The 18,606-nt window shown below is 68.4% G+C and carries 17 protein-coding genes; 3 read left to right on the top strand and 14 right to left on the bottom strand.

Annotated features, from left to right (window positions below):
• Positions 1 to 24 precede the first annotated feature (24 nt).
• The 12 genes from ACX25U_RS16305 to ACX25U_RS16250 form a co-directional block, all read right to left on the bottom strand.
• Entirely contained in the window at positions 25 to 627 is a 603-nt protein-coding gene (locus ACX25U_RS16305; RefSeq protein WP_454392793.1) for a hypothetical protein, read from the bottom strand.
• The gene (locus ACX25U_RS16300) at positions 617 to 1,387 is read right to left on the bottom strand and encodes an HNH endonuclease (RefSeq protein ID WP_454392791.1); all 771 of its coding nucleotides are present in this window, start codon (positions 1,385 to 1,387) and stop codon (positions 617 to 619) included. The genes ACX25U_RS16305 and ACX25U_RS16300 overlap by 11 nt, the downstream gene beginning before the upstream one ends.
• Positions 1,388 to 1,536: 149 nt before the next feature.
• Entirely contained in the window at positions 1,537 to 1,692 is a 156-nt protein-coding gene (locus tag ACX25U_RS16295) for a hypothetical protein (RefSeq protein WP_454392789.1), read from the bottom strand.
• Positions 1,692 to 1,907, bottom strand: a complete 216-nt coding sequence (locus tag ACX25U_RS16290; RefSeq protein ID WP_454392787.1) for a hypothetical protein — start codon at positions 1,905 to 1,907, stop codon at positions 1,692 to 1,694. Before ACX25U_RS16290 ends, ACX25U_RS16295 begins: the two co-directional genes overlap by 1 nt.
• A gap of 173 nt (positions 1,908 to 2,080) precedes the next feature.
• The gene (locus ACX25U_RS16285; protein WP_454392785.1) at positions 2,081 to 2,266 is read right to left on the bottom strand and encodes a hypothetical protein; all 186 of its coding nucleotides are present in this window, start codon (positions 2,264 to 2,266) and stop codon (positions 2,081 to 2,083) included.
• Positions 2,267 to 2,437: 171 nt separating this feature from the next.
• On the bottom strand, positions 2,438 to 2,695 hold the full coding sequence (locus ACX25U_RS16280; protein ID WP_454392783.1) for a hypothetical protein: 258 nt from the start codon (positions 2,693 to 2,695) through the stop codon (positions 2,438 to 2,440).
• Between the two features lie 143 nt (positions 2,696 to 2,838).
• Complete coding sequence (locus ACX25U_RS16275; protein ID WP_454392781.1) at positions 2,839 to 2,973, bottom strand: hypothetical protein; 135 nt, start codon at positions 2,971 to 2,973, stop codon at positions 2,839 to 2,841.
• Positions 2,970 to 3,725, bottom strand: coding sequence for a hypothetical protein (locus ACX25U_RS16270; RefSeq protein WP_454392780.1), 756 nt, complete (start codon positions 3,723 to 3,725; stop codon positions 2,970 to 2,972). The genes ACX25U_RS16275 and ACX25U_RS16270 overlap by 4 nt, the downstream gene beginning before the upstream one ends.
• Positions 3,726 to 3,757: 32 nt before the next feature.
• Positions 3,758 to 3,934, bottom strand: coding sequence for a hypothetical protein (locus tag ACX25U_RS16265; RefSeq protein ID WP_454392778.1), 177 nt, complete (start codon positions 3,932 to 3,934; stop codon positions 3,758 to 3,760).
• A gap of 237 nt (positions 3,935 to 4,171) precedes the next feature.
• Positions 4,172 to 4,477, bottom strand: coding sequence for a hypothetical protein (locus ACX25U_RS16260; RefSeq protein ID WP_454392776.1), 306 nt, complete (start codon positions 4,475 to 4,477; stop codon positions 4,172 to 4,174).
• Positions 4,478 to 4,622: 145 nt separating this feature from the next.
• The gene (locus ACX25U_RS16255; protein ID WP_454392774.1) at positions 4,623 to 5,465 is read right to left on the bottom strand and encodes a hypothetical protein; all 843 of its coding nucleotides are present in this window, start codon (positions 5,463 to 5,465) and stop codon (positions 4,623 to 4,625) included.
• A gap of 629 nt (positions 5,466 to 6,094) precedes the next feature.
• The gene (locus tag ACX25U_RS16250; RefSeq protein WP_454392772.1) at positions 6,095 to 7,633 is read right to left on the bottom strand and encodes a recombinase family protein; all 1,539 of its coding nucleotides are present in this window, start codon (positions 7,631 to 7,633) and stop codon (positions 6,095 to 6,097) included.
• Positions 7,634 to 7,790: 157 nt separating this feature from the next.
• Between ACX25U_RS16250 and ACX25U_RS16245 the strand changes: the two genes are divergently transcribed.
• The gene (locus tag ACX25U_RS16245) at positions 7,791 to 9,095 is read left to right on the top strand and encodes a tyrosine-type recombinase/integrase (RefSeq protein WP_454392770.1); all 1,305 of its coding nucleotides are present in this window, start codon (positions 7,791 to 7,793) and stop codon (positions 9,093 to 9,095) included.
• 209 nt (positions 9,096 to 9,304) lie between these two features.
• Positions 9,305 to 11,608, top strand: coding sequence for a tyrosine-type recombinase/integrase (locus ACX25U_RS16240; RefSeq protein ID WP_454392768.1), 2,304 nt, complete (start codon positions 9,305 to 9,307; stop codon positions 11,606 to 11,608).
• Between the two features lie 292 nt (positions 11,609 to 11,900).
• On the opposite strand, the gene ACX25U_RS16235 is transcribed toward ACX25U_RS16240, so the two are convergent.
• Together ACX25U_RS16235 and ACX25U_RS16230 are read right to left on the bottom strand one after the other, a co-directional pair.
• Positions 11,901 to 14,942: an N-6 DNA methylase gene (locus tag ACX25U_RS16235; protein ID WP_454392766.1), complete on the bottom strand. Its 3,042-nt coding sequence runs from the start codon at positions 14,940 to 14,942 to the stop codon at positions 11,901 to 11,903.
• A gap of 281 nt (positions 14,943 to 15,223) precedes the next feature.
• Entirely contained in the window at positions 15,224 to 15,346 is a 123-nt protein-coding gene (locus ACX25U_RS16230; protein ID WP_454392764.1) for a hypothetical protein, read from the bottom strand.
• 192 nt (positions 15,347 to 15,538) lie between these two features.
• Here ACX25U_RS16230 and ACX25U_RS16225 point away from each other — a divergent pair, with 192 nt between their 5' ends.
• Positions 15,539 to 18,448, top strand: a complete 2,910-nt coding sequence (locus ACX25U_RS16225; RefSeq protein ID WP_454392762.1) for a hypothetical protein — start codon at positions 15,539 to 15,541, stop codon at positions 18,446 to 18,448.
• Positions 18,449 to 18,606 lie beyond the last annotated feature (158 nt).

Raw genomic sequence — 18,606 nt, 5'->3', positions numbered from 1 at the left:
CCCTGACGGGGGCGTGTAAACGACCTACGCGGCGAGTGCGGCTTGCAGCCGTTGCGCGCGGCGCTGGCCGATGCTGAGTTCGGCTTGCAGCACCCGCAGCGGCGGCGTGCGGCCGATGCGTTCGGCGAGTGCGCGAGCATCCGGCAACAGCTCGTCGACGTCGTCCGATGCACTCGCGGGATGCGCCGAGGTGGGGCGAGCCGGCTGCGGGGCAGCGGGTGCGGGCGCTGCTGGCCGCTGGACGGGAGCAGGCGTCGGGGCTGGTGTCGGCGTCGTGGCGACGTCGGCAGGTGCGTCCTGGGTGTCGCTGTGTGCCGCGAGGACGTGCACGCGCCACAAGACCAGCGGGGCGATCGCCGACACGGCCACGACGACCGGCACGGACACCGGCAGCAACCCAGCCGCGACGAGGTGCGCAGCGGCGTTCACGGCGATGAGTGCGACGACGACAGCCGGGACGTCGCGCTTGCTGGCGAATGCGCGGAGTGCGTACACGTCGAGCGCCGCCGGGACGCAAGCGGCGAGCACCGGGCCGAAGCCGACGGCGCAAGCGAGGGCCCATTCGGCGGATGCAGTGCCGACGAGTGCAGCGACGAGCGCGGCGTAGCCGAGGAAGTCACGCCGCATCGGCGATCACCTCCACGGGCCACGATGCGACGGCGTCGAGCAGCCAGGGGTCGCGGCGCGCGAGCCATTCGATGACCGGAGTGGCGTTCTTCGACAAGTTGCAGTCGGCGCATGCCGGGACGAGGTTGTGCGCGTCGTCCGTACCGCCGAGTTTGCGCGGGGCGACGTGGTCGACGTGCTCGGCGTCGGCTCCGCAGTAGACACAGGCGTACAAGTCGGCGTCGACGACGTGCGGCAGCGCGGCGCGCCAGAGGTCGCCGTTGGCACAGTCGCGGCATTCGACGTTGAGCCCGTCGGCGCGGGTGCGGTCGGCATTGAACGCGTCCAGCGGCAGCGTGCGTCGGCACGACCTACAGCGTTTGGTCCCGTCCGGGCGCAATTCGGCCCGGCGCGCGGCTATTTGCTCATCAGTGCGAGCGGCGTTCTTGGCGTAGCGGGCTCGGCAGTCGGCGCGGTTGGCTTCGGTGTGTTCGGCGCAACGCGCCCAGCCTGGTTCAGCGTCGGCGTGGCAACCCGACCACGCGCAGATCCCGGCTGCATTGTCGGCAGCGCGGCGGGCACGGTCGGCGGCGCGCTTCTTCTCAGGGTCGGCAGCGTAGCGAGCGCGGTCGTCGGCAGCGTTGTGCTCCCGGCAGATCGTGTCGAACCCGTCCCGGCCGCGCGCGTGGCGCTTCATCTCGCCCACGCCCGCCAGATGTGGTCCGACGCGGCACCAGGCTTGCCCGTCCGGCGCGGGGTACGGCCACTTGCGACGGCCCATCGTCTTCCTCCTCGTTGTCCTAGCGATGCCCCTCAACGCGCGACGGCCGCCGACCCGGGGCGAACCGGACCGACGGCCGAGGCGTCGAGGAGGCGGCAGGTCATGACTCCTGCCGTGTCGTTGAAGTGGGCCAGCAGCGCCGGGGGTGCTCAGGCCGGGGGCGGGGCGGCGTTCACCGGGTCGCTCGGGGGCGGCAGCTCGTCGACGGCCGTTGCCCAAGGCGCCGCCGTCGGGTTGGACGGGTCGAACGGCGTCGGCTGGACTTCGGCGGCTGCGAGGTGTTCGTCGGTGGTCGAGAGCGCCATTAGGTGTCCTTCTTCGGTCGGCGCCGGTGCGTGTAGGCGCGGGAGTTGTACGACGCCTTCCCGACCGGCAAGGCCGTGCCCATGTGGGCGCCGGTGTAGCCGTCTGCGGGTGTCGTGTTGTCGATGATCAGTCGCCGTCGGCGACGCGGCGGCTCGTCGTCGACCGGCTCCAGGGCGGGCTCGGCGGGGGGTGCTTCTGACGGGTCTTCAACCACTCAGGGAGTCCTTCCAAGGTGTGAGGGGCGGTTACGGCTAGCGACCCAGCTGCCCGTACGCACAGGGAGGTTCTATGCCGTAACGGTCCCCGTGCATGGGGAGGGGGAGAGGTCTACCCCAGGTCGTACCGATGTGTCCGAATCACGTAACGTCTATGTGCGTACACAAGCAGCTACGCATGTGACGTGCCGTTGCCCTCGTCCGGGTCGGCATGGGCTGCCGTCGCCTCGATGCGTTCAAGGTCGCGGCGCAGCCACTCACCGCCGCAGCGCAGCACCTGATGCATGACTTCCTCGTCACGCAGCTGTATCGCACGCTCACGCGGAAGGTAATCAGGCAGCCGCCGCAGTCGACGCATGGACTCATCCCATACATACGCAGCACCGTGCACGTCTAGCGGGCTTGGTATCTCGCGGACGACCTGCCAGACGACTCCCCGGCATGCGCGCCGCCAGCGCCAAGCGTGGGAGTCGCGGCGCCGCTTCTTCCTGGGGGTGGGGCTGCTGATAGCCCCGGGGGGAGTGTTCAACTACCGCACCCCTTCAGCACGCCGGGCATTGTCGACGAGCGAGAACACGATGCGGTCGGCGAGCTCGCGGGCCTCGGCGTACGGCAGATCGGCGGGGTAGACGAGCTCTTCCAGGATGCGCTTCCGCAGCGCCGTAGCGCCGGACGTGATCAGGTCGGCGCGGTAGTCGCGCACCTTGGCGGCGACGACGACTCGCAGTGTGGCTGCCCAGGACGAGCGGGCTTGGGAGTTGGACGCGGCGCTTGCGGGTGTAGGCATGGGGGCTCCAGAGTGTGTAAACGGCCAGGCCAGCCGGGGCGTTGCGCGGGAGACGCCCCAGCCGGCTCGTGGTGGTCAAGCGATCAGGCGCTCACGCGGCGCTGGGTCGGCCAGCGCGGCGCGGACTTCGGTGATGCGGTCGGTCACCGGCCGTCCCGGATGCGCTCAGCGACGCGGGCAGGGTCGTTGGCTTCTTCCTCGGTCATCGCCTCGTCCTCTTCGAAGCGGCGCATGGCCTCGGTAACGCGGTCGTCGTAGCCGCCGTGGTAGTTGCTCACGCGCGCTCTTCCTGAATGCGCCGGGTTCGGTCGGCGGCCTGCTCAGCGCGCATCATCTGCTCGACGACGTCGGCGTCTGCGAGCGCATCAGCGGCGGCGATGGCGTCGACGGGAAGTCCGTTGACCGCGTTCACCACGTCGCTCCACGCCATCGGTACCTGCGCCGAACGGAGCAGGGACGGGTCCTGCTTGGTGGCGTTCGCGTACGCACCCAGAACGGCGCCGATGGCGTACCGGCGGACGCGGGGAGGGAACGCCTGCGCCGTCGACTCGTCGAGCTTGACCAGCGCGGCGACCAGGTCCCGCTGGTACCCGTCGGCGGCCTGAGCGGCAGCGATCGCAGCGGACGCCTTCGCGTGCGCGTCCGGCAGCGCGGCGGCGAGGATCGCTCGGAGCTCGGGGCGGTGCGCGTGGGCAGCCGCGTCGACGGCCTGAGCGGCGGCGTACGCCTCGGCCTCCTTCTCGCGGACGACCTTCTCGGCGTGCTCGACGCGGGCACGGAGGACGCGCTCGTCTTCGATGCCCTTCGGTGTCGCCTTGCCGGACTCGACAGCGGCACGGATGGCGGCTTCGGCGGCGACCGTGGCCTGCTTCGCTTCGAAGACCTTGTCTTCAGCGTCGGCGGTCGCGTCGTTGGCTGCTCCCAGCGCGGCGACGGCGTCGACCACCTCGCTCGGGCAGTCAGGCGATTCGAGGACGAGCGCCGGGATGATCACGTCGGCGTAGGCGACGCCGTGGTTGTAGTTGGCCATGGGTGGGGCTCCTTCGGGGTGGGGCGGCGGGGTTATCGGCGGAAGCGGCGAGCGCGGCGGGTGAGCTCGACGTACTTCAACGTGCCGTCGGCGATGGCCTTGTTGATCTGGTCGTTGAAGCCGCGCGTCTTGCGTCGGCGCTCGTCGGCTTCGGGGTCATGCGGGGTGTGGATCGGTCCTCCAGGGACGTGAGGTGATGTGGTTACCAAGCGACCGAGGGGTCTACCGCTCGGAAGCCGTAGCAGCGGTTCCCTCGGCCGTGTACTCGCTTGAGCAGGCCGCCGTGGGACCGGATGAGGCGCGTGAAGTCGCCGATCGGGACCGTCGGGCTACCCGACGCCGTCAGCGCGGCGTTTACACGCCAGTACAGCCGCCCGAAGGACACGCTTGCGTCCGGCGCCGGGTCGGCGGTGATGAGCTGCGACAGGACGGCCAGCACGGCGGGCTCAGGCGGCATCGGCGACCTCCAGCAGCGGCGCCAGGACGGCGAAGTCGCCGGCTGAGTACGTCAATGCGCGGTCGAGGTAGTCGAGTGCTCGGTCGTTGTCCCGCGCCCAGTCGTCGAGCTCCCGTGTCATCTCGGCCCGCGAGCCGTAGTACGCGCCGGTGGCCAAGGCGTACTTCGCTTTGGCGTGGTATCCGGCGGTGAGCTGGACGGACTCCCATGCGTTGCGGACGGACGCCGGACAGCGCGGGTCGGCGAGGAGCGTGATGAGCTCTGAGGTGGTGAGGACGGCGGTCGGGGCGGCCATGCGTTCTCCAGATTCGAGCAGTGGCCGCTGGACGGCCGGAAACAAAGGCGGCCCGGTAACCGGTCCAGGACCGGCCACAGGGCCGCTGAGGGGGCAGTGGGGGCGTGCTACGTGTCGAGTGCGTCAGTCGGGCGTCACAGCCGCCTCACGCGGGCAACCCGAAGTTCTCCTCGACCTGGCCGACGGTGACCATGGCCTGTAGCTCACGTTCCTGCGCGTCCATCGGAGCTATCCCACGGATGACGTAGGCGGCCTGGGGGCGCTTGTCGATGCGCCGTCGGGTGCGGTGACCGAGCACGACGTCGCCGACGCGGAAGAACCACGTGCGGCCTAGCGGCTTCACGTTGCGCGACTTCATGGCCTCCGCGTACTTCGCGTACAGCGCGGGCGGCGCCACAACCGACTTGGAGACGGTGAGCTCTTGGCACTTGAGCAGGTACTTCGCGGCGAACACGAGGCGGTCTCGCCTGCGCTGGTACGCGGCTTCGAAACGTTCTTCGTCCGAGACGGGTTCGCGCTTGGCGCGGACGGGCGACGGTCCCGCCGGGGCGGCCTTGCGGAGGTTCTTGATGACGCTCATGAAGTAGTCGGCAACGCGCGTCGGCTGGGCTTCCGTGATGAACAAGCGCAGGTCCTGGTACGGCCGTCCGGCGCTGTGGTCCTCCGGGAGCGCCGCGATGTGCTCCTGGAGTTCGTCGGCGAGCTGGTCGTAATCCGCGAGGGTCGGGGCGCCGACGGGCTTGGTCAGGTCGGCGAGGTCGTAGTTGTACGCGCGGAGGTCCCGGCCGACGTTCAGCACCGGGAACCAGATCTCGGCGAGGGTCTGCGGTCCGGGAAGCTCGAACGAGGGGCCCTGGTAGATCTTGTGCAGCACGGGGCGGCGGGCAACGACGGAGTGGCGGCGGTCGCGGCCGTCGACGAGCGCGGCAGTGCGGGCGGCGGCGACAGCGACGCAGTCGGCGAATGTCGGGCGCGGCAGGGTAGCCACGGGGTACCTCCTCGGGCGATGCGGCGGGGTGTGGCATCGGTGAAGTGGGCCAGGCGCGGGGCGAGTGCTCGCAGCTGGGCGAGGAATCTTCTGAGCGTCGGCCGGGCGCGGCGGCGGGGCGCCGGTCGGGGAGCAGCCGGGCAACGCAACGGAGGCGTGTCTCAAGTGACGGATGTGGTGGTTAACCGTCACTTCACTATTTACGCTTATAGGAAAACAAAAACTACTTACTTAATACTGGAGTGACGGTTAACCACCAGGGCCGTCACTTTGAGACACGCTATGAGGTGCCGCTCCCCCCACCCGGCGCCCCCTGTCCGGCGTCCCGCCCGTCAGCGGGCATGGCGACGGCCCCGGAGCCGCCGCGCATCCAGTCGCCGCGACCCCGAGGCCGTACCCCATGCCATTCCTTGAAAGGGCCGCCCGCGCGAGCCACACGCGGACACTCGCTAAGTGGGCCAGCACCCCGGCTTCTGCTCGCTCCTGTCCCACACTGTGGAGACCAAAATGGTGATGCTGGCCACTCAACGCGAAACGCCCTGCTGCCCACTGGACGCGCAAGACCCCGAGCATCCGACGAGGACACCCGGGGTCGTGTAAACGCGCGCCAGTGGCGCCGTCAGCGGCCGTCAGTCGGCCAGGTCGACGGCCACGCCGACCAGTTCCGCCTCCTCCGGGTCGAGCCCGCGCAGCCACGCCGGGCCGTCGTAGTCGATCGCCACGCGGGAGGCGTCGAATCGCTTCGGCGCGCCCGGGGTCGCCGGACGGATGACGACCCGCGCGCCCAGGTCGGCGAGCAGCGCTCGGCGGCCTTCCTCGTCGCGCCGCTTCCACTCGTCGGCGATGGTGCCTCCTGCGTCGACCCATCGGCCTTCGGCCTGGTCGGCTTCCGCCTGGAGCTCCTTTTGCCGTGCCTCCAGTGCCGTGAGCTGGCCGATGGCGACACGTGCCGCAGTGCCGTTCGGGTCCAGGGCCGACAAGTTGCCCGCGAGCCGCTCGATGGAAGCCGTCACCTCGGAGAGCTGGAGCACCGCGCTGCCGTCGGGCTCGACCCATCGCATGAGCGCGAAGCTGCCGAAACGGCGGAGGTAGTCCTCGGTGACGAGCGCTTCCAGGAGACGGCCGGTGACCACGTTCGGCCGGTGCGTGCCGAGCTTGCCGATGCCGTTCTTGCACACGTATGGCGAGTAGTCCGTGCCCTTGACGTTGCGGCGCTGCTTGTACATCGGCCCATCGCACTCGTAGCAGCGGGCGACGTGCAGGAGCAGCGCCTTTCCGCCGCGCTCGCTGCCGCGTCCCTTGGCTTTCGCGTCGAGGATCGCGCGGACGGCCGACCACGTTTCGGCGTCCAGGATCGCCGGACCGGCGGACACCGGTCGGCCTTCGTTGTCCAAGACGGGCTGGTTGAACAGCGCGCCCCGCTTCTCGCCGGGCGTCGACTGGACGAGCCAGCCACGAAGCGCGGGGGTGTAGAGCACATCGCGGAGGGTGGTGCTGTGCCAGATCCCGCCCCGGAGCTTCCGGCCGTCACGGGCGCGTGCGTGCTCGGCAGGCGGCATGACGCCCCGCTCGTTGAGGTCGCGCGCCAGTCCGGCGATCGAGGCGCCGTGGTCGACGAGCCGGCTCGCGCAGTCGCGGATGATCGCGGCGGCGGCCTCATCGATGACCCAGCGCTTGTCGTTGACCGGGCCGACCACCTGGTAGCCATATGGGGCGAGCCCGCCAAGGTGGTTACCGCGCGCCTTGAAGTGCTGTTTCGACGCGGTGATGCGGGCTTTGATCATGTCCCGCTCGTACTCGGCGAACGATGCGAGGACGTTCACGATCAGCCGGGACGTCTCCGGAGCGAGGACGCCGTCGGCCGTGACGATCGTCGTCTTCGTGGCTTCGGCGGCCTTCAGGAGCCGCTGGAACTCCAGGACCGATCGCGCGTACCGGTCGAGCTTGGCGGCGAGGACGTAGTCGGCACGCGGGAGCCAGGCCAGCACCTCACGCATGCCTTCGCGGGATTCCAGCGCGGTTGCGCCGGACACGTTCGTATCGGTCGCGATGTGCACGACCTCCCAGCCACGGGCGGCGGCGTACCTCTTGCATTCGGCGATTCGGTGGTCGGGTGCCTCCTCGGCGAACAGCCGGGACAGGCGGTCGTAGATCACAACGGTTGGCATTGCTAGGTGGCCCTTTCTCAGTCGTAGAGAGATGGGCCACGCGCCCTGGACCTGCTCATGCATGGTTTGGCGGGTCATGCGGGCGGCTGCGGTCTGTTGACTGAACTAACTTCTGTGTTTATGCAGCTCAGAGGCCCTTCTGCTAGGTTCCCGCGGCATGGGTGAAGTGAGCGGTCGTGAGAGAGACTTGAAGCGCCTTGTGGTGCCCGACGTCGGTCGCCTTCACGCGACGGGGGATCCGTGGGAGCCGTACCAGCTCGTGGCTCCAGACGGACAGGTGGTCGAGCCGGTAGCGGTGTACTTCAAGGACCTGCTGGCGGCCTCTAGCCCTGCGACGACACTGCGCTCGTACGGGATGGACCTGCTGCGGTGGTGGCGCTTCCTATGGGCGGCCGATGTCGAATGGGACCGGGCCAGGCGCGAGGACGCCCGGGACTTCATGTTGTGGATGGAGCTGGCGAACAAGCCGGCGCGCGTTCACTGGCGTCACCGCGGCAAGGACCCAGGGCAGATCCCGGCACCCAGGCCCCGGCCCGGACAGCTGCCGCCGGGGACACCGAACCCCGTGACCGGCAAGCCGACCATCGGACCGAAGTACGCGGCAAGCACCCGGGCCCACTGCGAGACGGCCGTGCGGACCTTCTACGACTTCCACCTGGAGCGCAATACCGGATCTCTGCTGGTCAACCCGTTCCCCCTCGAGCGCTCTCGTCATGGACGGAGCTTGAAGCGGTCCAACGAGCACCACAATCCTGAGCGCGAGTATCGGCACCAGCGGAAAGGCCGCTACCGGCCGACGGTCCCCGAACGGGTTCCGCGGCGCATCCCGGACGACAAGTTCACCGAGGTCTTTGCCGCCCTGCGCTCCCACCGAAACCGGGCCCTGCTGGCCTTCTGGGTTGCCACTGGGGCCCGCGCTGAGGAACTGCTAACTTCCCGTCAGTCGGACGCGCTCGTCGGCGAGCAGACCATCGGCGTGATCCGTAAGGGAACCCGCGACTACCAGCAGTTGCCAGCCTCACCCGACGCGTTCGTGTGGCTTCGGCTCTACCAGGAGGAAGCCTGGCGCAAGGGCGCCCCCCGAGGGCACAAGGAGCTCCTGTGGTGGACGCTGCGGCGCCCCTGGCGTCCGTTGACCTATCACGCGGCCCGAGCCATGTTCACGCGCGCCAACGAGCTCCTGGGTGCCAACTGGACCATCCACGACCTACGCCACACAGCGTCCTTCCGCATGGCCAACGACCCGGAGATGTCTCTCCTCTACGTGAAGGAAATCCTCGGCCACAAGTACCTGTCGACGACGCAGAAGTATCTCAACCCCTCCCAAGACGAAGTGATCGCTGCCGGGCTCGCCCACCACGTGCGCCAGCAGCAACGCCGCGACAACCCGCCCCCGGCCCCGCCTTCGCCGGCCTACAACCCTGACTCTCTCAGCGTCCTGTTCGGAGGGCCGCTCACATGACGAGTCGCCTCACCACTGCGGTTGCTGCGCCAACCAGCCCATCAACAAGTAACTTGCGGGGGAGGGAGGCCGAAACCCTGCTACTGGCCTTCCCCTCTCGCGCGAGGGCCACTGCGTGGTCGGCGACACAGGCGTGCCGGGACACTGTCCTCGACCGGCTGCAGCAGCCGCCTCTGAGGGCCAAGACCGCGAGCTCGCAGAGCGCACGGATGGTCGGCGCCCGCTTGGTGTTGGGGTGGCTTGAGACTTTCCCTGGAGACACCTGGCAGCAACGCTGGGAAGCCAGCCCCGCCGCAGTTGCCTACGAGGGCTGGACCGAGGAGCTTGTGACCTGGGCACGCACCAACGGAAGGGGATCTGTTCACGGTGCCGTCAAAGCTGGCATGCTGGCTCTGATCTGTGCGGACGTCGTCCGGCCTAGCCTGCATTGGCTCGTCGGCAACCGATCAGGCGCGTTCCGCCCGGCCATCATGGCAACGCGTGACCCCGAAGGGTTCGCTCGCCTTGTGGCTGAGGTCCCTGCTCGTGAGCAGACCACGCCCGTAGGCTCAAGGGCTCTGAAGGTGATCACCCAGCTCATTGCCGCACATGGCGGCGGCATCGATGACATCGTCGTGGGCGACCTGCTGGCACTCATGCAGTTGAGGAGCCGAGACGACTCTGGGGCCGTTCGTCTCGTATACACGTGGCTCCACCGTCGTGGCCAGTTCCCTCCCGATGCCCCGGCCACCCTGCACCACCTGACAGCCCGAGCTGGGCAAGTCAGCCCTGCGGTGCTCGTTGAGCGCTATCACCTGCGCTGCAAGCCCATCCGCGATCTCTTTGTCGACTACCTCACCGAACGCCAGCCCGCCCTCGACTACACATCCCTGAAACTCCTTTCTCATTACCTTGCGGGCCTGTTTTGGGCTGATCTGGAACGCCACCATCCGGGCATCGAAAGCCTCCGCCTGCCTAAGGAGGTGAGTGACGCGTGGAAGGGCCGCATCGCCGTGAAGACCGTCTCCCAGAGACTGGCTGACGGTAGCACCGTCCAGGTCACCTCACCACGGACCAGCGCACCTTCCGTGAAGATGAGCGTGAGGGCGTTCTACCTTGACATCGCGCACTGGGCTCTCGACGAGCCAGAACGATGGGGCCCGTGGGCCACACCCAGCCCGCTCAGCGAAGCCGACTGCGCCACAAAACGGCTCGAACAGGAGCAGAAGGCCAGGTCGGACCAGCGCACACGTGAGCGCCTTCCGGTCCTGCCCGTGCTCATCCGGACGGCAGCCCGCCGCCTCAAGGAGGCAAAAGCTCGCCTCGACGCTATCGATGCCGCCCCATTGGGATCCACGGTCACCGTCCTCGGTGAAACTTTTACCCTCCCCCAAACCACTTCGCGAGCTGACGGCCGGCCAGCAAACGTCCTCGACGCCGAAGGAAACCGACGAAACCTTCGCGCAGAGGAGAAGCAAGCCTTCTTCGCCTGGGCGACCATTGAAATTCTGCGTCACACGGGAATCAGGATTGAGGAGCTTCTGGAACTCAGCCACTACAGCATCATCAGCTACAGGCTTCCCACCACCGGAGAAGTCGTCCCACTATTGCAGATCGCCCCATCTAAGACGGAAAAAGAGCGCCTCCTGCTCATCAGCCCAGAACTTGCCGATGTGCTCAGCGCCCTAATCACGCGCGTGCGACAGCCTGACGGCAAAATCGCCGCCATCCCAGCCTACGACTTGCATGAGAGGGTCTGGAATGCACCCATGCCCGTCCTCTATCAGTGGACTGTCAGCGGCGAAATCCGGGGAATTAGTGTCACTAGCGTCCGCAAGGCATTGAACGAAACGCTCGAACATTCTGGACTCCTCGATAACTCTGGGAATCCGTTGCGTTTTCAACCGCACGATTTTCGAAGGATCTTTATCACAGACGCCATCCTCAACGGCCTGCCCCCACACATCGCACAGGTCATCGCAGGCCATGACAACATCAACACCACGATGGGATACGCAGCCATCTATCCGGCAGATGCCATCGAGGCACATCGCGCCTTCATTGCGCGGCGCCGTCAAACTAGACCGGCTGAAGAATACCGTGCAATCAGCTCGGAGGAATGGGATGAGTTCCTCGGACACTTCGAGCGAAGGAAACTGGCCCTCGGGCAGTGCGGACGCGCCTATGGCACCGACTGCGCCCATGAACACGCCTGTATCCGATGCACCGTTCTCATCGTCGACCCTGATGACAGGGGGAGGCTCGAAGAGATCTGCGAGAACCTCGAGGCAAGAATCGTCGAAGCCCAACGGGAAGGATGGCTAGGCGAAGTCGAGGGTCTCTCCGCCAGCCTTGCAGCCGCGGAAGAGAAGATCGCACGACTCGATGCGAGACAGGAACAGAGAGAATCGCCCGTCTTTCTCGGAATCCCTACTTTCGACCAGCTCGTCGCCCGCACAAGTGAAGTCAAGGAGCCTCCGGTGAGCTATCCCACCGTTGGCCACGCTTGTCCAGCACGTGCAGCGACAAGCTGATCCTGCGGGAGGAAGCGCGGCCGAGTTGCTCTGCGGCATGGACGGCCTCTCCAGGGAACCATCTGGGCCGGGAGGCGATCCGCGATGCCCTTGCTGATCTTCGGATTCTCCAGCCAGCGGTGTGCGGGCACTGGCGGGGCGGCGTTCTCAAGGTGGGCGTGCAGGACGTCTTCGGCCACCCCCAAGTCGCCAGGCTCGAGCATGAGGCTGAGAAGGAGCCGGTCACGCGCTGACCGGCGATTGGCAGCCGGTTGCTGGCCGCTGGCTCCGCGGAGCCCGGGGCGGAGCTTCGCTACTGGTCGAGGAGTTCTCCGACGAGGGTGTCCAGTTCCTCGGCGTGAGGGGACGTCGCCAGGACCTCCCGAACGCGTTGGCGCAGGCGGACAAAGTTAGCGGTCTCGTCGATCTCTAGGGCTTCGATCCGGTCGGCTTCGGCCACACCGAGCTCCGCGAGCCGCCGGTGCTTCGGGTCATCGGCGTCGTACAGCGGGATGGGCAGCTTCCACAGGTTCTTGTCGATATCCCGCTCATCCTTGCTGTACGACATGAAGGGGCGGACCAACTCGGTGAGCACGGGAGTATTCATGACGGCGCACAGGTACATCCCCTCCTCCCGGGTAGTGACCGTGCCCCAGTACAGCCTGTTCTCAATGATTGCGTTCGGGGTGTCGACGAGCGCCGCGGAGACATGCATGCCGGACTTCCCGTACACCACGCGCAGCGGTGTGCCGGGAAGTTGGAGGGTGAGGCCACGCCGGAAGTTGAGCCGTTCGACCAGGGTGAGACGGTCACTGCTGCGGTGGTCGAACCACTGCTGTTCGGCCTGGCGCCACCACCTGGCGAGGTCAGGGTAGCGGTCGAGGTTCGGATGCCCGCCGTCGAGCAGGGTGGTGCCCTCAAGGGGTAGCACGGCCTTGCGCGGGGGCAGGACCCTGTAGGGCAGGACGCTCTCGCCGAGCAGGACCGGGCGGACGAACTCCTTCTCGACGACTCCCTCGAGGTCGGGCAGGTCCTTCCAGGGCTTCTTCTCGGTGCTGCTGCGCTCGGAGCGCACCGCGGTGCGGCCGCCTCCCAAGCCCAGCGGCCCGGCCTGCTGCTGCCGGACAAAGAAGAGATTCCGCGGATAGATCGTCGCGCCGTTCTCGAACCGCGGCCCGTATGGGGACTCGATCAGGTCCGCGCCCACCAGGGCCAAAGTGGCTGGCTGGCGGGTGAGATGTGCGGCCACACTCTCCCAGTCGTGGGGATCGCGGGGCAGCTTTCCGGTCCAGCGGTCGGTCTCCCTGGGCAACGCACGGGCGCTACCGTTGCCGACGCGGCTGCCGAAGATCACGGCGGCGCCGCGGGGGAAGAAATGCGGACGCAGCCGGCGCAGATCCCAGGATCCGGTGAAGGCGACTTCTGCAGGTTCCGCCTCCTCGCGGTAGCGGCCGGTGCGGAAGCCTTCGAAGTAGGCGCGGTCCAAGACAGCGTTGGGGACCACGAAGGCAAACGAGCCGCCGTCGGCGAGGTACTGCTGGACGGCGCGGGCGATGAACAGGCCGGAGAGGTCCTGGTGGGCGGCGACCTCACTGCCGTGCCACAGGCCGCGGCTCTGGGACATCTCCTTGAAGGTGACCTGCATATCCTTCGGCATGTGCCGGTAGGACAGCCACGGGGGGTTGCCGACCAGGACGTCGACGCGGTTCTCAGCGCGGGCCAGCCACATCGGCCGGGCCTGGTTGCGGATGTAGTAGCTCCAGATGTGGTTGCGGCCCTGGTCGACCAGGCGGCACAGAACCCCGAAGTTGGCGGTGATCTCCGACCGGTCCGCCTCGGCGATGGCGAGGCGGTTGAACAGCGGGGACAGCGACGGCACGCTGCCAGCGGCACGGGGACGGGTAGCCAAGTCTGCGAGCTCGTTGACGAGCTGATCGAAGCGGCCCGCGTCCTTGAGTAGGTGGTCGGGGAAGCGCAGCTCGTCCTCGAACAAGGTGTCGCCGCTGCCGGTGCGGATGACCAGGTGTCCCTGGTCGAGCAGGTCCATGCGCTGCTGCCACTGGACGCTGTCCCCGAGGTAGATCGGGACTCTGATCGGACCGCGCTCGTCAGAGATCAGCCGCTCACGACCTATGGCGAGTAAATAGGTGACGCGGGCGAGGGAGACGGCCACCGGGTGGAGATCGATGCCGGCCACGTGGTCGGTCAGCCCTGCCAGGGCCTGCCGCAGCGGCACCCCGGCCGCGTGGGCGGCATCCAGGTAGCGGCGGGCCGCGTGGAACAGGAAGGTGCCCGACCCGCAGGACGGGTCCAGGACGCTCTGGTCGAGTGGCTTGGTGACCGCGGTGGTGACGACCCGCTCGGCCAGCCAGTCCGGGGTGTAGTACTCGCCCAGGCTCTTGCGCGTTTCCGACCCGATGACCGACTCGTACAAGACCTTGAGGACATCGTGCTCGACCTCGGACCAGTCAAACCGGGCCAGCCGTCGGGCCAGGGTCCGGATAAAGGCGTCTCCGCCGTCGACTTCGATGACCCAGTCGAAGAAGTCCGCCTCGACCACGCCATACAGCTGGGCCTGCTCAAACCGCTGGCCCAGCACGATGGAGGCTGGTTGCATCTCGGCGACTGGCTCGCCGAGCACCAAGTGCGCGATGATCTCGGCACTGTTCACCAGCAGCGTGTGCTCGATGAACAGCGCGTCATCGTCCTGGAACTGCGTGCCCAGCGCGCCGCGCAGCAGCCGGGCCCACAGCTGCCGCTTGAGCTGCACCGTGGGCAGGTGCCCGTGCTCGGCGTAGAGGCTGGCCAGGATGGTCCGGTCCATCGCGTGCGAGGCGCTGTCTGCGCCCAGCCGCCGGCTAATCTCCGCCGGGGTCGGCCGGATGCCGCGGATGGTGGAAAGCACCCCTTCCAGCCAGAACAGCAGGCCCTGTCCGTCCGGACGCGCCCCCTTCAGCTGGAACTGCGTCGCCCGGACCAGGGCGTCGCCCTGCAGGTGGTAGGCCCGCCAGTCGGCACCGTCGGTGAGGATGCCGACGTAGTGCTGCCCGGTCTGCTCGCTGCGGGTGGCCACGTAGCCCTTGAGCTGGTCCTCGGCGGCTTTGACCACCGCAGCGCTGCGCAGATCCTTCTTGACCTCGATGACGGTAAAGCCGACCTCGACGTCGATACGACGCCGGTCCCCGACCTGGGTCTCCAGCTCGACGTCCAGGTCGTGGCCGGAGAGGTTCAGCCCGCCACCGAGGAGCAACTGCCGTACATCAGCCTGGACGTTGGCTTCACTACGAATGCGGTCACGATCAGCGAGCCGTCGCAGCAGCTCCTGCATCTCGTCGCGTGGGGAGACTGTGGGCACGCGCTAGATCTACCATAGGGGCGAGACAAGACTGACGCCGTTGGTAACACCGGGGCTGATTTCAGCACAGTAGACAACGAGAAGCGCAGCTTGAGCGCCTGAGCAGCTCCAAACATGATCACCGATCGGGCTACTTCCAGCTCGCGGACCCCCAGAGTTCAGCGATTTGGACGACTGACTCCGCCGTAGGATGCGGCGCCAACACCTGAACCTGATTCTCGTCATGCCGGGGCCGTGCGGCGCATGGCCCCGGCATGACGGCTTTGCGGCCCGGGTGCGGGTTACCAGGTGAGCTGGTCCAGGAGCCAGGTGATGACAGCCCGGACGGTGCCGGAGACGGCACCACGCAGGACGGCGCGGGCCAGGGCCAGGCGCTCGCGGCGTGTCAGGCGCGTGCGGGGCATGGGACCTCCACGGGATCGTGGTTTGGCGGGTGGGCAGCCGGCCGGCTCGCTGCCCACGCTGGGTCCCGGGCGAAGATCGACTCCCAGTTGCGACGAGCCATCAACTCACATGGGCATCACCACTGTTCACGCCGTGCTGAAGGCCGGGGCGGGGGAAGATGGTGCGATGAGTGGCGACACGGAGGCGGCCGGGTGAGCCCGAAGCGGCCGCGGGTGCTGGAGCGGGCGCGGGTGGGCTGGCCCCGCGCGCTGCGGGAGCTGAAGGACCTGCTGTACGAGGTGTACCTGGCGGCAGCTGCCCCCAGCCTGGATGAGATCACCGCGGACATCGCCGCCGATGACACGCTGGCGGGGGCACCGGAACGGGACACCGTCCGCCGCTGCATCAGCGACCCGTCCCCGCCGCCCCAGCAGGCCGATGCCGTGTCCGTCGCCACCGTGCTGGCCCGCCGGGCCGCATGGGATGAGCAGGATCTGGCCGGGCGGGTACGCGATCTGTGGGTTCAGGCCCGGATGGCGCAGGGTGTGGGGCGGCCGATCGGCGAGTTCAGTGACCTCCTCGTCCTGGCCGATCTGGAGGTCCACCCGGCCCTCGATACGGGTGATGCCCACAGCCGGTTCGGGGCCCTGCCCGCCTATGTGCCGCGCGAGCACGACACGCGTCTGGAGGAGGTGGTTGCCGCCGCGGCGGCCGGGCGCAGCGGTATCGCGGTCCTGGTCGGCGGCTCCTCCACGGGCAAGACCCGCGCCCTGTGGGAGGCGGTGCGAAAGCTTCCGGCGCCCTGGCTGCTGTGGCATCCCATCAGCCCCAGCCGCCCCGATGCGGCCCTGGCCGACCTCGCGGACATCGCCCCGCACACCGTGGTGTGGCTGAACGAGGCCCAGCACTACCTCGGCCCGGACCCGCTCGGGGAACGGGTCGCAGCGGGCCTACGCGACCTGCTCCACGACCCGTCACGGGCCCCGGTGCTGGTGCTGGCCACCTTGTGGCCCGAGCACTGGCAGACCCTGACCACCCGCACCATCCCGGACCGGCACGCCCACGCCCGGCAACTGCTGCACGGGCACGAGATCGACGTGCCGGACGCATTCACCCATGCCGACCTGGGCGCACTTGCCGGCACCGCCGACGCCGATCCCCGGCTGGTAGAGGCCGCCGGACGCGCGCACGATGCCCAGGTCACCCAGTTCCTGGCCGGCGTGCCCGTCCTGACAGCCCGCTACGACACGGCCCGGGGCGCCACCCGGGCCCTGATCCACGCCGCTATGGATGCTCGCCGCCTCGGCGCCGGCCCCCACATCCCGCTGGCCTGGCTGGCCGACGCGGCCCCCGGCTACCTCACCGACACCGAATGGAACACCACCGGCGACGACTGGCTCTGCCAGGCCCTCGACTACGTCACTCAGGAGTGCAACGGCATTCCCGGCATCCTCACCCCAGTCAAAACCATCACCCCCCGCAACCAGCGCAACCACCGCCCTAACGCCACGAGCGGCACCGCTTTCCCGCAGTCCGCCCAGGAGTCGCAGGGGCCGCACTATCTCCTGGCCGACTTCCTCGACCAGTACGGACGCCAGCACCGCGCCGACCAGATCCCGCCCATCGACTTCTGGACCGCAGCCGCCCACCACGCCCACCCCACTGACTTGAACACCCTCGGCAACGCCGCCTGGAGACGCGGCCTGTACCGGGACGCTGCCCAACTCCACAAACACGCCACCGCTCACGGCAACCCACACGCCCCGGACAGCCTCGTCCGTCACTTCCAAGACCTGCATCCCACCGACCCCCACCCCGCCCAATGGACCGCCCTCCACACATCCGTCGGCGACCCGGACTCGGTGGCCAGGCTGCTGGATAGCCTGCGAAGGGTTGGGGCGCAGGAACAGGTCGCCGCCCTGCTGGCTCGTGACCCCGCCGCGCACGTGGCTCTCGACGAACCGTTCGCAGTGGCCGGGCTGCTGGACAGCCTGCGAAGGGTTGGGGCGCAGGAACAGGTCGCCGCCCTGCTGGCTCGTGACCCCGCCGCGCACGTGGCTCTCGACGAACCGCTCGCGGTGGCCGGGCTGCTGTACAGCCTGCTGGAGGTTGGGGCGCAGGAACAGGTCGCCGCCCTGGCCGCACGGGCCGCCGCCCACGCGCCCCTCGACGACCCGTTCGCGGTGGCCGGGCTGCTGGACAGTCTGCGGGAGGTTGGGGCGCAGGAACAGGTCGCCGCCCTGGCCGCACGGGCCGCCGCCCACGCGTCCCTCGACAACACGCGCTCGGTGACCATGCTGCTGGACAGCCTGCGAAGGGCTGGGGCGCAGGAACAGGTCGCCGCCCTGCTGGCTCGTGACCCCGCCGCGCACGTGGCTCTCGACGAACCGTTCGCAGTGGCCAGGCTGCTGGGCAGCCTGCGAAGGGCTGGGGCGCAGGAACAGGTCGCCGCCCTGCTGGCTCGTGACCCCGCCGCGCACACACCCCTCGACAAAACGCGCTCGGTGGCCATGCTGCTGGGCAGCCTGTGGGAGGTTGGGGCGCAGGAACAGGTCGCCGCCCTGGCCGCACGGGCCGCCGCCCACGTGCCCCTCGACGACCCGTTCGCGGTGGCCGGGCTGCTGGACAGTCTGTGGGAGGTTGGGGCGCAGGAACAGGTCGCCGCCCTGGCCGCACGGGCCGCCGCCCACGCGCCCCTCGACACCCCGAACTCGGTGGCCATGCTGCTGGACAGTCTGCGGGAGGTTGGGGCGCAGGAACAGGTCGCCGCCCTGCTGGCTCGTGACCCCGCCGCCCACGCGTCCCTCGACAAAACGCGCTCGGTGGCCATGCTGCTGGGCAGCCTGCGGGAGGTTGGGGCGCAGGAACAGGTCGCCGCCCTGCTGGCTCGTGACCCCGCCGCCCACGCGTCCCTCGACAAAACGCGCTCGGTGGCCATGCTGCTGGGCAGCCTACGGGAGGCTGGAGCGCAGGAACAGGTCGCCGCCCTGGCCGCACGGCTTCCTGCCGCGGGGCACTTCAATCAATTCATCAAGGTCGGCGGCAACCGGGAACAGTTCCGACTCGGGCGTGAGCCCGACGGGAGCGTCGCCCCTTCGTGGACATGGGACGACCTGGAGTGATCCAACCCCGGGGCGTCAGACCAGATCGCCGAATCCCAGACATCAGTGTTACGGGCCGCTGGCCACCACAGGAAATATCCCGCGAATCCGACGCATTCGATTACCAGAGTCCATATCGGAAAATTGGGTCTTGCAAGATTTTCGTGATGCGGTGACGG

The sequence above is a fragment of the Streptomyces sp. JNUCC 63 genome (genome assembly GCF_054366325.1).
Note: the sequence above shows the minus strand (reverse complement) of the source record. Positions and strands in the feature narration are given on the sequence as shown.

Bases quoted from the DNA above. Each gene is read 5' to 3' on its own strand.
- ACX25U_RS16245 (WP_454392770.1), top strand. From the start codon at position 7,791: ATGGGTGAAGTGAGCGGTCGTGAGAGAGACTTGAAGCGCCTTGTGGTG.
- ACX25U_RS16250 (WP_454392772.1), bottom strand. From the start codon at position 7,633: ATGCCAACCGTTGTGATCTACGACCGCCTGTCCCGGCTGTTCGCCGAG.
- ACX25U_RS16285 (WP_454392785.1), bottom strand. From the start codon at position 2,266: ATGCGTCGACTGCGGCGGCTGCCTGATTACCTTCCGCGTGAGCGTGCG.
- ACX25U_RS16305 (WP_454392793.1), bottom strand. From the start codon at position 627: ATGCGGCGTGACTTCCTCGGCTACGCCGCGCTCGTCGCTGCACTCGTC.
- ACX25U_RS16295 (WP_454392789.1), bottom strand. From the start codon at position 1,692: ATGGCGCTCTCGACCACCGACGAACACCTCGCAGCCGCCGAAGTCCAG.
- ACX25U_RS16270 (WP_454392780.1), bottom strand. From the start codon at position 3,725: ATGGCCAACTACAACCACGGCGTCGCCTACGCCGACGTGATCATCCCG.
- ACX25U_RS16230 (WP_454392764.1), bottom strand. From the start codon at position 15,346: ATGCCCCGCACGCGCCTGACACGCCGCGAGCGCCTGGCCCTGGCCCGC.
- ACX25U_RS16260 (WP_454392776.1), bottom strand. From the start codon at position 4,477: ATGGCCGCCCCGACCGCCGTCCTCACCACCTCAGAGCTCATCACGCTC.
- ACX25U_RS16300 (WP_454392791.1), bottom strand. From the start codon at position 1,387: ATGGGCCGTCGCAAGTGGCCGTACCCCGCGCCGGACGGGCAAGCCTGG.
- ACX25U_RS16280 (WP_454392783.1), bottom strand. From the start codon at position 2,695: ATGCCTACACCCGCAAGCGCCGCGTCCAACTCCCAAGCCCGCTCGTCC.
- ACX25U_RS16240 (WP_454392768.1), top strand. From the start codon at position 9,305: ATGGTCGGCGCCCGCTTGGTGTTGGGGTGGCTTGAGACTTTCCCTGGA.